The sequence below is a fragment of the Streptomyces sp. NPDC033180 genome (assembly GCF_055577645.1).
In genome coordinates this window covers 598,084-611,318 of the sequence record NZ_JBVIPU010000002.1, presented here as the reverse complement: position 1 = coordinate 611,318, position 13,235 = coordinate 598,084, and the positions used below count along the sequence as shown (strand labels likewise).

Annotated in this window: 12 protein-coding genes and 1 pseudogene; 6 read left to right on the top strand and 7 right to left on the bottom strand. The window is 71.5% G+C overall.

Translation table 11 applies throughout. The features are described from left to right. Positions 1 to 106: 106 nt before the first annotated feature. Positions 107 to 520, bottom strand: a complete 414-nt coding sequence (locus tag ACZ5WE_RS09490) for a VOC family protein (protein WP_467684174.1) — start codon at positions 518 to 520, stop codon at positions 107 to 109. Positions 521 to 1,211: 691 nt separating this feature from the next. Here ACZ5WE_RS09490 and ACZ5WE_RS09485 point away from each other — a divergent pair. Both ACZ5WE_RS09485 and ACZ5WE_RS09480 read left to right on the top strand, forming a co-directional pair. Continuing rightward, positions 1,212 to 1,859 (top strand): annotated as a pseudogene (locus ACZ5WE_RS09485) (oligopeptide/dipeptide ABC transporter ATP-binding protein); the annotation flags it as partial. 11 nt (positions 1,860 to 1,870) lie between these two features. Continuing rightward, positions 1,871 to 3,727, top strand: a complete 1,857-nt coding sequence (locus ACZ5WE_RS09480; RefSeq protein ID WP_467684176.1) for a gamma-glutamyltransferase family protein — start codon at positions 1,871 to 1,873, stop codon at positions 3,725 to 3,727. An 80-nt stretch (positions 3,728 to 3,807) separates the two neighbouring features. Here the strand turns inward: ACZ5WE_RS09480 and ACZ5WE_RS09475 are convergent, their stop codons facing one another. The 3 genes from ACZ5WE_RS09475 to ACZ5WE_RS09465 all read right to left on the bottom strand — a co-directional run bounded on the left by ACZ5WE_RS09475 (position 3,808) and on the right by ACZ5WE_RS09465 (position 7,239). Beyond that, positions 3,808 to 5,070, bottom strand: coding sequence for a cation:proton antiporter (locus tag ACZ5WE_RS09475; protein WP_467684178.1), 1,263 nt, complete (start codon positions 5,068 to 5,070; stop codon positions 3,808 to 3,810). A gap of 4 nt (positions 5,071 to 5,074) precedes the next feature. Then, positions 5,075 to 5,560 (bottom strand): cation:proton antiporter regulatory subunit, encoded by a 486-nt coding sequence (locus ACZ5WE_RS09470; RefSeq protein WP_467684180.1) that lies wholly within the window; start codon positions 5,558 to 5,560, stop codon positions 5,075 to 5,077. A gap of 137 nt (positions 5,561 to 5,697) precedes the next feature. Beyond that, a complete protein-coding gene (locus ACZ5WE_RS09465) occupies positions 5,698 to 7,239 on the bottom strand; it encodes an ATP-dependent DNA ligase (protein WP_467684181.1) in 1,542 nt (513 codons plus the stop codon). Between the two features lie 187 nt (positions 7,240 to 7,426). Here ACZ5WE_RS09465 and ACZ5WE_RS09460 point away from each other — a divergent pair, with 187 nt between their 5' ends. Then, positions 7,427 to 7,840 (top strand): SsgA family sporulation/cell division regulator, encoded by a 414-nt coding sequence (locus ACZ5WE_RS09460; RefSeq protein WP_467684183.1) that lies wholly within the window; start codon positions 7,427 to 7,429, stop codon positions 7,838 to 7,840. Positions 7,841 to 7,865: 25 nt separating this feature from the next. Here ACZ5WE_RS09460 and ACZ5WE_RS09455 read toward each other — a convergent pair whose 3' ends face one another. Next, positions 7,866 to 9,038, bottom strand: coding sequence for a D-alanyl-D-alanine carboxypeptidase family protein (locus ACZ5WE_RS09455; RefSeq protein WP_467684184.1), 1,173 nt, complete (start codon positions 9,036 to 9,038; stop codon positions 7,866 to 7,868). A gap of 150 nt (positions 9,039 to 9,188) precedes the next feature. On the opposite strand from ACZ5WE_RS09455, the gene ACZ5WE_RS09450 reads away from it, so the two are divergent. Further along, positions 9,189 to 9,890: a restriction endonuclease gene (locus tag ACZ5WE_RS09450; RefSeq protein WP_467684185.1), complete on the top strand. Its 702-nt coding sequence runs from the start codon at positions 9,189 to 9,191 to the stop codon at positions 9,888 to 9,890. A gap of 67 nt (positions 9,891 to 9,957) precedes the next feature. On the opposite strand, the gene ACZ5WE_RS09445 is transcribed toward ACZ5WE_RS09450, so the two are convergent. Next, positions 9,958 to 10,449, bottom strand: a complete 492-nt coding sequence (locus ACZ5WE_RS09445; RefSeq protein ID WP_467684187.1) for a glutathione peroxidase — start codon at positions 10,447 to 10,449, stop codon at positions 9,958 to 9,960. A 33-nt stretch (positions 10,450 to 10,482) separates the two neighbouring features. After that, positions 10,483 to 11,274 carry an ABC transporter permease gene (locus tag ACZ5WE_RS09440; protein ID WP_467684189.1) on the bottom strand — a complete coding sequence of 264 codons (792 nt, stop codon included), beginning with the start codon at positions 11,272 to 11,274 and terminating at the stop codon, positions 10,483 to 10,485. 211 nt (positions 11,275 to 11,485) lie between these two features. Between ACZ5WE_RS09440 and ACZ5WE_RS09435 the strand changes: the two genes are divergently transcribed. Further along, positions 11,486 to 12,571: an S-(hydroxymethyl)mycothiol dehydrogenase gene (locus ACZ5WE_RS09435; RefSeq protein ID WP_467684191.1), complete on the top strand. Its 1,086-nt coding sequence runs from the start codon at positions 11,486 to 11,488 to the stop codon at positions 12,569 to 12,571. Next, positions 12,571 to 13,200 (top strand): MBL fold metallo-hydrolase, encoded by a 630-nt coding sequence (locus tag ACZ5WE_RS09430; RefSeq protein ID WP_467684193.1) that lies wholly within the window; start codon positions 12,571 to 12,573, stop codon positions 13,198 to 13,200. Before ACZ5WE_RS09435 ends, ACZ5WE_RS09430 begins: the two co-directional genes overlap by 1 nt. Positions 13,201 to 13,235 lie beyond the last annotated feature (35 nt).

The window sequence follows — 13,235 nt, the reverse complement described above, 5'->3', positions numbered from 1 at the left end:
CCTCCAGACGCCCCCGTCACACGAGACACCCCCGTCACACCCTAGGCGCGCTGCTCAGAGGCCGCGACCGGGACGCGGCAGGGGCGGGCCCCGGTCGCGGAACCGTTCAGCTCTGCGGCTCGCTGATGTTGACCATCCAGGGGATGCCGAAGCGGTCCGTACACATGCCGAAGGTGTCGCCCCACATCTGCTTCTCCATCGGTACGGCCACCGAGCCGCCGGCGGACAGCTTCTCCCAGTAGCCGCGCAGCTCGGCCTCGTCGTCTCCGCTGAGGCTCACCGAGAAGTTGTTGCCCGGGCTGTGGTCCATGCCGGGTGGGGTGTCGGCGCCCATCAGGGTGAAGCCGTTCGGCGCCTGCAGCATGCCGTGCATGATCTGGTCGGCTTCCGGAGTGCCCTGGTGGCCGGCCTCGCCGAAGGTGTTGAGCGCGAGATCGCCGCCGAAGACCTCCTTGTAGAACTCCAGGGCCTGACGGGCATCGCCGTCGAAGCTGAGATACGGGTTGAGACGCGAGACCATGAAAACCTCCCGGAACGGGGTGAAGGGTCAGTTGCGCGGACACTAGCGCGCGGCACTGACAACGGCCCGGCGAGCGGCCCGGCGAGCGGCACAGGGACGGCTCGGGGACGGCTCAGGGGCGGCTCGTCCCTTGATGGACGGAAAGTCCGCTGCATGTAGCGCGCAGCCATTTTTCGCGCCCGGTTATTCAATCTTCATCAAATCCGGCCCAGCATCCGGACGGGCCTCTTGTGTGCGGACTGTATGCGAAATACGTTCTGCCGTATTCCTTGATCGTCCACGATCAGCCCGGAACCAGCCTGGCGGAGGTACCTACTCGTGCGCCGAAAAGCGGTTGCCCTCGCGGCAGTTGCCCTGGTGATGACCCTGGCGGCGGGCTGCGGCTCCCTGCAGTCCTCGGCCACCGAGGTCGGCGGTGAGCGCATGACCGACGACCGCCCCGTGCGTGACGGAGGCACCCTCACCGCCCTCAACGCCGACCCGGACAAGCTCGATCCGACTCTCGCACAGACCCTCGTGGGCCGCACCGTCTTCGCCGGGATGTGCGAGAAGCTCTACGACATCGACGAACGCGGGACGGTGATACCGCAGCTCGCCACCGCACTGCCCAAGACGTCGATCCGGCGCTCGCGCTCGCCGGTGAGGAGCGCAGCCCCGAGGCGCTCGCCGCCATCCGCACGCGGCACGCGCGCGTATCGCCGAACTCCTCGGCCAGGTCGGCCTGCGCCCCGAGCACGCCGACCGGCATCCACACGAACTCTCCGGAGGCCAGCGCATCTCCATCGCCCGCGCGCTCTCCGTCGACCCGGACCTCCTGGTGGCCGACGAACCGACATCGGCCCTCGATGTCTCCGTCCAGGCCTCCGTCCTCAACCTCCTCGCCGATCTCCAGCGGGACCGCGGCTTCGGATGCCTGTTCATCACGCACGACCTGGCCGCCGTGGAGTTCCTCGCCGACCGCATCGCGGTCATGGATCTCGGCCAGATCGTCGAACAGGCGCCGACCGCCGAGCTGTTCGCCGACCCCAAGCACCCGTACACGCAGGCGCTCCTGTCCGCCGCGCCCGTGCCCGACCCGGTGCTCCAGCGCACCCGCGAGCGCATCGTCCTCAGCGGTGAACTGCCGAGCCCGCTCGCTCCGCCGCCCGGATGCCGTCTCCACACGCGCTGCCCGCTGGCCGTCGACCGCTGCCGAATCGAGGTGCCCGAACTGCGCACGCTTCCGGGAGAAGGCCGACGCCAGGTCTCCTGCCACCTGGTCGCGGACGACGGCACGGCTCCGGACGCTGCCGCCGCCCCGAACCTCCGTACGATCCCCAGTACCCGCACCGCACGCTAGGAGCAGCACTCTTGTTCACCACTAGGCCGACCCTCCAAGGCACCTTCGGCATGGTGTCCTCCACCCACTGGCTCGCCTCGCAGTCCGCGATGGCCGTCCTGGAGGACGGCGGCAACGCGTACGACGCGGCGGTCGCCGCCGGTTTCGTCCTGCACGTCGTCGAGCCGCACCTCAACGGCCCGGCAGGTGAGGTGCCGATCATCCTGGCCCCCGCCGACGGGGAGGTGCGGGTCCTGTGCGGGCAGGGCGTCGCGCCCGCCGGAGCGACCGTGGACCACTACCGCTCGCTCGGCCTCGACCTGGTGCCGGGCACAGGGCCGCTCGCGGCTGCCGTGCCCGGAGCCTTCGACGCGTGGATGCTGCTCCTGCGCGACCACGGGACCAAGTCCCTCGCCGATGTCCTCAAGTACGCCATCGGGTACGCGGAAGACGGGCACGCACCCGTGGAGCGCGTCGGCGAGACCGTCGAGACGGTACGCGAGCTCTTCGAGAACGAATGGCCCTCGTCGGCCGAGATCTACCTGCCCGACGGACATGCCCCGCGCCCCGGCGAGCTCCTGCGCAACCCGGCGCTCGCCGCGACCTGGCGCCGCGTGATCGAGGAGGCGGGCACCGGCTCGCGCGTCGAGCAGATCGACGCCGCGCGGCAGATCTGGAGCGAGGGGTTCATCGCCGAGGCACTGGTACGCCAGGCGGGCCGCCCCACGATGGACACCAGCGGATCCCGGCACACCGGAACGCTGACGGCCGCCGACCTCGCCGGATGGGAGGCGAGCTACGAAGCCCCGGCGACGTACGACTGGAACGGCTGGACGTTGTGCAAGGCGGGCGGCTGGACCCAGGGTCCGGTCTTCCTGCAGCAGCTGGCCGTGCTCCCATCGGCGCTCGCGGACCTGCCCGCGTACGGCTCGCCCGACTACGTCCACCTGCTGATAGAGGGCTGCAAGCTGGCCATGGCCGACCGCGAGGCCTGGTACGGCGACGCGGACGGCGCCGGCACGGTCCCGGTCGCCGACCTCCTGTCCGAGGCCTACAACGAGGAGCGGCGGACGCTCATCGGTGAGAAGGCGTCGCACGACCTGCGCCCCGGAAGCCCCGGCGGGCGCACCGCGAAGATATCCGCGCACGCGAGCGCCGTCGCCGCGGGGGAGCCCGGCTTCGACGCGCTGGGCCTGCCCGGAGCGGGCGCCGGTGAGCCGACCGTCGCCAAGAGCGGCACCTCACCCGTGCCCGGCGAACCTGCCGTCTCGGCGGACGGCGCGACCCGCGGCGACACCTGCCACCTGGACATCGTCGACCGCTGGGGCAACATGGTCGCGGCCACGCCCAGTGGCGGTTGGCTGCAGTCCAATCCGGTCGTCCCCGAACTGGGCTTCCCGCTCGGCACCCGGCTCCAGATGGCCTGGCTCGAGGAGGGCCTGCCCAACTCCCTCGCGCCGGGCCGCCGCCCGCGCACCACCCTGACGCCGTCCCTCGCACTCAAGGACGGCGTACCGGTGATGGCGTTCGGTACACCCGGCGGAGACCAGCAGGACCAGTGGCAGGTGCACTTCTTCCTGGCGGTCGCGCTGCGGGCATCCGTACGCGGAGGCCTCGACCTCCAGGGCGCCATCGACGCCCCCAACTGGCACAACGACAGCTTCCCCGGCTCCTTCTACCCGCGCGGCATGCGCCCCGGGAGCGTCACGGTCGAGTCCCGCATGGACGAGGCGGTCGTCGAGGAGCTGCGGCGGCGCGGGCACGACGTGACGGTCGGCGAGCCCTGGTCGGAGGGCCGGCTGTGCGCGGTGGCACGGGACCCGCGCACCGGTGTGCTGTCGGCGGCAGCCAACCCGCGGGGAATGCAGGGATACGCCGTGGGGCGGTAGAGAACCCGGGGAGCGCCCCGGAGCGGCGCGCGGAACGTCGGCCGGGTACGCGACGTCGCGTACCCGGCCGACGGCGGGCGTCAGGGCCGGCCGCTCGTGCCCTGTCCGTCGAGCGACTCCTCCGAAGACCGCTCCGGCTCCTGGGGGGAGGGCACGGACACCGCGGTCGCCACTTCCCCGCGGCGCGACACGGCGCCGGCCACCAGCGCGGCCACCGGCTGCGCGAAGCGTGCGGTCAGCGGGCCGACGATCACCAGGATCAGGACGTACGCGGTGGCCAGCGGGCCGAGCGACGGCTCGATGCCCGCGGTGACGGCAAGACCCGCGATGACGATGGAGAACTCGCCGCGCGCCACCAGCGCACCGCCCGCCCGCCACCGCCCCTTGACGGAGATCTTGGCGCGGCGGGCCGCCCAGTACCCCGTGGCGATCTTCGTGCACGCCGTCACGACGGCGAGCGCGAGTGCGGGAAGCAGTACCGGCGGGATGCTCGCCGGATCGGTGTGCAGCCCGAAGAAGACGAAGAAGACGGCGGCGAACAGGTCCCGCAGCGGCGCGAGGAGGCTGTGCGCGCCCTCGGCCACCTCGCCGGACAGCGCGATGCCGACCAGGAACGCCCCCACGGCGGCCGAGACCTGGAGCTGCTGCGCGATCCCGGCGACCAGGATCGTCAGACCGAGGACGACCAGGAGCAGCTTCTCGGGGTCGTCGCTCGACACGAAGCGCGAGATGACCCGGCCGTAGCGCACGGCGAGGAACAGCACCAGACCGGCCGCCCCGAGCGCGATGCCCAGCGTGAGACTGCCCGCGGCCCAGCCGACACCGGCCAACAAGGCGGTGATGATGGGCAGGTACACGGCCATCGCCAGGTCTTCGAGGACCAGGATGCTGAGGATGACGGGCGTCTCGCGGTTGCCGAGACGGCCCAGGTCGTTCAGGACCTTCGCGATGACGCCGGACGACGAGATCCAGGTGACGCCCGCGAGCACGACGGCGGCGACAGGACCCCAGCCCATCAGCAGCGCGGCGATCGCGCCCGGCACCGCGTTCAGCCCCATGTCGACGAGACCGGCCGGGTACTGGGTCTTGAGATTGCTGACCAGATCGCTCGCGGTGTATTCGAGCCCCAGCATCAGGAGCAGCAGGATGACGCCGATCTCGGCGCCGATCGCGACGAACTCCTCACTGGCGCCCAGCGGCAGAAGACCGCCCTCGCCGAACGCGAGCCCGGCGAGCAGATAGAGGGGGATAGGGGAGAAGCGGAACCGTCCGGCGAATCTGCCGAGCAGCCCGAGCGCGAGAATGATCGCGCCGAATTCGATGAGAAAGACAGCAGAGTGCATCGAATCAGTCCCGCTCGAGTATCGCGGCGGCGCTCTCCACACCCTCGCGGGTGCCGATCACGATGAGCGTGTCCCCGCCGGCGAGGCGGAAGTCCGGCGCGGGCGAGGGAATGGCCTCGGCCCTGCGCAGCACGGCCACGATGGAGGCACCGGTCTCGGTGCGCATCTGGGTCTCGCCGAGCAGCCGTCCGTTCCAGTGCGAGGAGCCGGCCACCTCGATGCGCTCCGCGACCAGACCGAGATCGGTGGTGTGCAGGAGGTTCGGGCTGTGGTGCGAGGGCATCAGCGCGTCGATCAGGGCGTCGGCCTCACCGGAGCTCAGTCGCAGCGAGAGCGCGCACTCGTCGGGGTCGTCGGCTTGGTAGGCGCTGAGGGTGCGCGCTCCGTCCCGGTGTGCGACGACCGAGACCCGGCGCTGTTCTCGGGTGGTCAGGTCGTACCGGATTCCGATGCCTGGAAGTGGCGTCTGGCTGAGGCGTGAAGCGGGCACGGCTCTTCCCCTATTGCTGATCTGGCTGCGTGGTCTTGTGGGCGTCAATACGGCGTTAAGGTCACCCTATCGGCCCGTTCTTTGCCAGAACTTGGTGGTAGAGGTCTCGCCTCGGGTCTAGAGGGGCCGCCCCGGTTCTAAGGCTGACGTTCCGCCAGCACCGTCTCGACGGAATCGGCTTCCGCGGGCGACTTGTCCTCGCGATAGCGCACGACCCGGGCGAAGCGGAGTGTGACGCCGGCCGGATAGCGGGTGGACTTCTGCAGTCCGTCGTAGGCGATCTCGACGACCAGCTCCGGACGTACGGTCACGACGAAGCCGTCGTCGCCGACCGCGAGCTCACGCAGCCGCTCGGTCTGCCAGGCCAGCATCACGTCCGTCATGCCCTTGAAGGTCTTCCCGAGCATGGCGAAGGTGCCGTCGTCGCGCCGGGCACCCAGATGGAGGTTGGAGAGCTTGCCGGTCCGCCGCCCGTGCCCCCACTCGGCGGCCAGGACCACGAGGTCCAGGGTGTGCACCGGCTTGACCTTCAGCCAGCTCGCACCGCGGCGCCCGGCGATGTACGGCGCGTCGAGGGCCTTGAGCACGACGCCTTCATGGCCGCGGCGCAGAGTAGCGGCGAAGAACTCCTCGGCGGCGCCGATCTCCGCCTCGTCGGCGGGATCGGCTACGACGGTGCGCCGCACCCGCATCGGCTCGGGGACGAGCCGCGCCAGATGGGTGTGCCGCTCGGCGAACGGCAGGTCGAGCAGATCCTGCCCTCCGGCGTACAGGACGTCGAAGAACACGGGGGAGACGGGGAGCGCGGCGGCCGCGGTGGTGACGTCGACACGGGACCCGACACGTCCGGCGATCTCCTGGAAGGGGCGGGGTCTGCCGTCGCCGTCGAGCGCGATGACCTCGCCATCGAGAATGAGGGTTTCGCCCGCCAAGTCCTTTGCGGCAGCCGCGAGTTCGGGCAGGCGGTCGGTGATGTCGTCGAGGGTGCGGGTGTAGACGCGGACGTCGTCCCCGTCGCGGTGCACCTGGACGCGGATGCCGTCCAGCTTCTCCTCGACGGCGCACGGACCGCCCAGTTTGCCGACGCCTTCGGTGACCGATCCTGCGCCGTGCGCGAGCATGGGGAGCACGGGCCGCCCCACGCTGAGCCGAAACTCGTCCACCGCGCTCGGCCCCCTGGCCAGGAGGGCCTCGGCGACGGGCGTCACCGCCCCCGCCAGCATCACCGCGCGGCGCACCGCGGTCGCCGGCGTCTGGGTGGCGCGGGCGAGGCCCTCCACCGCGATGGCGTCGAGCGCACCCTGCCGCACCTCGCCGGTCAGCAGCCCGACGAGGAACCGCTGTTCATCGCCGGTGGCCGTGCCCATCAACTCCCTCACCAGCCGTTTGCGTTCGCCCTGGGACCCCGGCCCGGACACGGCACCGATGGCGGTCAGGGCGTTGTCCGTGTCCTGGACGGTGAGGGTGGGCTCCGCGGCGGGCGGGGGTGACTCCTTCAGGAGACTCCATCCGATGCCCAGCCTCCCCTGGGGGAGGCGGCCTGCGAGGTAGGGGATCACGATGGGGGCGTCGGCGGGGGTGGCGGAGCGGAAGAGGTCGGCGAGGAGGGTGATCTTCTGCGACCGGGCGGGGGTGGTGGCCACGGCGGCGGAAACATGAGCCAGGCGGGCTAGGAGCATGCGGTGTCCTTTCCCCGGTCCCGCCCCTTCCCGAAACCGGAGGCGAGCCCCGGGCCCGGTGCGGGAGTGGCGCAGGTCACATAATTCGCCTCGCGTGTCGCGTAATAAACCCCCCGATTCGGACTCGAACAAGCACGGAAGAAAGCAGTGCGAGCAGCGGCAGCTGCGCCAGAACAGGAGTCCGATCATGGCCGTCACCCTTGAGCAGCCCGCCCGTGCCCGCCTGATCACCCCCGAAGGGCGCGAGCGCGCGCTGCCCGTGACCCTGCGCTATGCCGCGGCCGACCCCCTGGCCGTCCAGATGCTCTTCCCGCCCGAGGCCTCTCTCGACGGCGCGGAAGTCACCTGGATCTTCGCCCGCCAGCTCCTGGAGGTGGGGCTTCGCACCCCCGCGGGCGGCGGCGACGTGCGCATCTGGCCGTGCGGGCGGGCCCGCACGGTTCTCGAGTTCCGCGCGCCGCAGGGTCTGGCCCTGGTGCAGTTCGACAGAGCCGTGCTGCGGCGGTTCCTGCTGGGTACGTACGCCGTCGTGGGGGTGGGGCGTGAGGCCGCGGGGCTGGACCTGGAGCAGGACCTCGACCGACTGCTGGGCGGAGTCTGAAGGCTTCCGAGGACGTCACCGAGTACTAGCCGTGGACGCGGGCCGTCCGTCGCCGCCGGATCACGACCATCGCACCCGCCACCAGAGCCGCCGAACCCACGGCCACCGGAAGGATCACGGTCCAGTTCACGCCGTCCGCGTCCATCGCATGGGAGGCGAGCCCGGCAGCGGGCGCGGAGCCCTGCGTCGCGCCCCGCTGCTCGCTCTCGGGGACGAGTGAGCCCACCGGCCTGACGTGCCCCGCCGCCCTGAAGCCCCAGTCGAGGAGCGCCCTGGTCTCCTCGTACACGCGGTACCCGCCGCTGGCCTGAGGGTTCATCACCGACACGACGAGGGTGCGGCCGCCGCGCTGCGCCGCGCTGATCAGGGTGTTGCCCGCGTGGCTCGTGTAGCCGTTCTTGATGCCGAGCAGGCCGGGGTAGGGCGCGACGCCGTCGGCTCCGGTGAGGAGCCGGTTGGTGTTCTGAATGGGGTAGGACCAGTTGCCGTTCGGGAACTTGGCGACCGACGTCGAGCAGTAGCGGGCGAACTGCGGGTCAGCGAGCCCCGCCCGGCCGAAGACCGCCAGGTCGTACGCCGACGACACCTGCCCCTCCGCGTCGTAACCGTCGGGAGAGACCACGTGGGTGTCGTGGGCACCCAGGGCGGCCGCCTTCGAGCGCATCTGACGGACGGTCTTCTGCCAGCCGCCGTTGAGCTTGGCCAGCACATGCACGGCGTCGTTGCCGGAGCTGAGGAACACGCCGCGCCACAGGTCGGCGATGCTGTAGCTGCGCCCCGCCTCGACCCCCACGAGGCTGCTGCCGTCCCCGACCTCGGAGAGCTCGCTCTGGGTGACCTGGTGGCGGGCGACGGCGTCCAGGTGGGGCAGGGCCGTGAGGGCGAAGAGCGACTTCAGGGTAGAGGCGGGCGGCAGTTGGCGGTGGGCGTTGTGGGCGGCGAGCACTTCGCCCGAACGGGCGTCGGCCACCAGCCAGGCGAGAGCCGAGACGTCGTTCGGCACGGCCGGGGCGCCTGCGCCGGGCCGCACCTGGGTGCCCGGCCGGTCGAGGAGGTTCGAGGAGTAGGCGGGGCCCGGCTTGGGCGGCGTGGGCTCCTCGACTGCTGCGGCGACGGGTGTGGGCAGGAGGACCAGAGCGGCTGCCGCGAGGGCCGCGGTGCGGGCGGATGAGGAGCGCGGGAGGTACCTGATGACCATTCAGTCACCGTACGAGCGCGGCCCGAAGCCCGCAGGTCAGCTTGGTCCGGCTGGATGTACGGGGTGGCCTGCGGCCGCGTGTGCGCGGGGCCTTCCGAACCCGCACGTCCGCGTCCACACTGCGAGGCAGGGACGGCGGAGGGGGCCCGGATGACCGCTCGGCGGGGACAGCGCACGGCGGCGCGGAAGCGGCGCGGGACGACGTGGAAGCCGTGGGCGGTGTGCGGCGCCGTGCTGCTCCTGCAGTTGATGCTGATCTGGTCGCCGCTCCGGCCTTACGTGGCGGGGGTTTTGATCCTCGGCCTGCTCGGGTCCGTGCTGTGGTGGCTGTGGCGCACGGACCAGGTGGCCCGCGACCGCGATCGCGCGTGGCGGAAGGAGGACGCGGTGCGGGCGGGCCACCGGTCGCTGACGCGGGCGGACGCGATGACCGGCACCGAGTTCGAGGAGCTGGTCGCGGGGCTGTGCCGCAGGGACGGATGCACCGACGTACGCAGGGTGGGAGGGGCGGGGGACAACGGCGTGGACGTGGTCGGGCGGCTCCCGGACGGGCGATCCATGATCATCCAATGCAAGCGGTACGCACCGAGCCGCGCCGTCGCCGCACGCGACCTGCGCGATCTCCTGGGCTCCCGTGTGCACTTCGGAGCCGACGTGGCGATCTGCGCGACGACCGCGCGATTCAGCAGCCCCGCGCAAGCCTTCGCGGCCGAGACCGGCATCGCCGCCCTGCACCGTGACCACATGGGCCTGTGGCACAGCGGTGCCCCACTGGGCTCGCTGCTCGGCGTCAGCGACGCGGGGCAGGGCGATGGCCAGCACCGGGTGCGCTGGAAGAAGACGTACGGATAGGCATCCGCGCCAACAGCGCGACACACCGGCGCCTGCCGGTGTGTCGCGCCTTGTCGGTGTGCTGGGGTTACTTCGGCAGGTTCGCCTCGATCGCGGCGACGACCTCGGGAGCGTCCGGCTCGGTCTGCGGGGCGAACCGGGCCACCACGTCGCCGTCCGCACCGACGAGGAACTTCTCGAAGTTCCAGCGGATGTCGCCGGTGTGCCCCTCGGCATCCGCCGCGCCCACGAGGTGCCCGTACAGCGCGTGCCGGTCGTCGCCGTTCACGTCGACCTTCTCGGTCATCGGGAACGTCACGCCGTAGGTCGCCGAACAGAACTCGGCGATCTCGTCCGACGTACCGGGCTCCTGGCCCATGAACTGGTTGCAGGGCACGCCGAGGACCGTGAAGCCACGCGTCGCGTACTTCTCCTGGAGGCGCTCGAGGCCCGCGTACTGCGGGGTGAGCCCGCACTTGGAGGCGACATTGACGATCAGGACGGCCTTGCCCAGGTACTGGCCCAGGTTCGCCGGGCCGCCCTGGAGGGTGCCGATCTCTGCATCTTCGTAGACAGACATGATTCGGAGCCTACGCTCAGGGGGCTGCGCCGATCACTCCGGTCCCGCCGGTCCCGTCCGGTTCAGGTGTCCGCGGGCGACCAGCTCGACAGTCGTGGCCACCGCGATCGCCTGGACCGCCATGAGGGCGATCAGCACGAACAGCTGCACCGCGCCCGCGAGCACGGGTGACGCGCCGCCCAGGAGCATGCCGACGAAGGCTCCGGGGAGCGTGACAAGGCCCACCGTGCGGGTCTGGTCGAGGCCGGGCAGCAGGGCGTCCGACGCGGCGGGGCGTACCACCTCCAGGCGGGCGTCCCTGGCCGGCAGCCCAAGGGCCAGGCCCGCCTCGAACTCTCCCTTGCGGGAGTGGAGTTCGTCGAGGGACCGGCGCCCGCCGAGCACCGTCGCGGTGAGCGCGCCGCCGATGAGGATGCCCGTCACGGGGATCATGGCGATGCCGTTCGCCGGCAGCAGGCCGGCCAGGGTCAACGCCGCCACCACCGGGACGACCGGGGCCGCGATCGGCAGCGCTGCCCACCACCAGGTGCCGTTGGCGGTGACGCGGCGCCCCGCCGTACGCGCGGCGACGGCGAACATCAGGATCAGGAAGGCGAAGAGCACCACGACGTGGTCGATCACCCAGCCGATCACCAGAGCCACCACACCCAGCTGCACGGCAGCCCGCACCCCGACCACGAGGATCTCCCGCGCCCTGCCGTGCGAGCCGTCGGGGGAGAGGCGGAACACGGCGGCGGTCGTCGCCGCGGCGAGCAGCAGGACGAGAAGCACCACACCGAGCGTCGCGTTGACCGGAAGCAGGGCCTGAGCGGCGAGATCACGCACGCGCACACCCTAGGCGGCACCGCGGCCCGCGGATCCCCTCGGATCCCCTCGGATCCCCGCGGATCCCGCCGAGCAGGGAAGGAGCCTGGGACCGGTGATCGGAACTCGTGCGTCCGGGGTCGTCGCGGGCGGGCTCCGGATGTGAGGATGCGGGAGGAAAGACGCGATGCCGGACGAGTACGCAACGCCGGAAGAAAGAAGGGCTGACCTCATGGCGCAGCAGGTACAAGGCGTGATCGCGCGCGCGAAGGGCGAGCCGGTACGGATCGAGACGATCGTCGTGCCGGACCCGGGGCCCGGGGAAGCCGTGGTGAAGGTGGAGGCCTGCGGGGTCTGTCATACCGACCTGCACTACCGCGAGGGCGGCATCAACGACGACTTCCCCTTCCTCCTCGGCCATGAGGCGGCGGGCATCGTGGAGTCGGTCGGCGACGGTGTCACGGAGGTCGCGCCCGGCGACTTCGTGATCCTCAACTGGCGTGCGGTGTGCGGCCAGTGCCGCGCCTGCCTGCGCGGCCGCCCCCAGTACTGCTTCGCCACGCACAATGCCGAGCAGAAGATGACCCTCACGGACGGCACCGAGCTCTCGCCCGCGCTCGGCATCGGCGCCTTCGCGGAGAAGACCCTCGTCGCCGCCGGGCAGTGCACCAAGGTCGACCCGGCCGCATCGCCCGCCGCGGCCGGGCTCCTCGGCTGCGGAGTCATGGCCGGAATCGGCGCCGCCATCAACACGGGCAACGTGGGACGCGGCGACTCGGTCGCCGTCATCGGCTGCGGCGGCGTCGGCAACGCGGCGGTCGTGGGCGCGCGCCTCGCCGGAGCCGCGAAGATCATCGCCGTCGACATCGACGACAAGAAGCTGCGGACCGCGAAGAGCCTCGGTGCCACGCACACCGTCAACTCCCGTTCGGCGGACCCGATCGAGGCGGTCCGCGAGCTGACGGGCGGGAACGGCGCCGACGTCGTCATCGAGGCGGTCGGCCGCCCGGAGACCTATGAACAGGCCTTCTACGCCCGCGACTTGGCGGGCACGGTCGTCCTGGTCGGCGTGCCGACACCGGAGATGCGCATCGATCTGCCGCTGCTCGACGTCTTCGGGCGCGGCGGCGCGCTGAAGTCGAGCTGGTACGGGGACTGTCTGCCCTCACGCGACTTCCCGATGCTGATCGACCTCTACCAGCAGGGGCGGCTCGACCTGGACGCGTTCGTCACGGAGACGATCGCGCTGGAAGACGTGGAGAAGGCATTCGAGCGGATGCACCACGGGGACGTCCTGCGTTCGGTGGTGGTCTTCTGATGGCGGCACGCATCGACCACGTGGTCACCTCGGGCACGTTCTCCCTCGACGGAGGCACCTGGGACGTCGACAACAACGTGTGGATCGTGGGGGACGACAGCGAGGTCGTCGTCATCGACGCGGCCCACGACGCGGACGCCATCGCGGCGGCCGTCGGCGAGCGCCGGGTCGTCGCGATCGTGTGCACGCACGCCCACGACGACCACATCGGCGCGGCCCCGGCGCTCGCGGCCCGCACCGGTGCGCCGATCCTGCTGCACCCCGCCGACGCGGAGCTGTGGAAGCAGACCCACCCCGACCGTGCCCCCGACGGCGAGCTGGCGGACGGGCAGGAACTCGCGGTGGCGGGCGTGGCGTTGAAGGTCCTGCACACCCCGGGCCACTGCCCGGGCGCCGTGAGTCTCCATGCGCCCGCCCTGGGCACGGTCTTCACCGGCGACACGCTCTTCGCGGGCGGGCCGGGGGCGACGGGCCGGTCGTTCAGCGACTTCCCGACCATCGTCGACTCGATCAGGGACCGCCTCCTGACGCTGCCGGCCGGGACGGTGGTGCGCACCGGGCACGGCGACAGCACGAGCGTGGGTGCGGAGGCGCCGCACCTGGAGGAGTGGATCGCCCGCGGTCACTGACCGCACCGGCCGCGGCCTTTGACCGTGCCAACCGA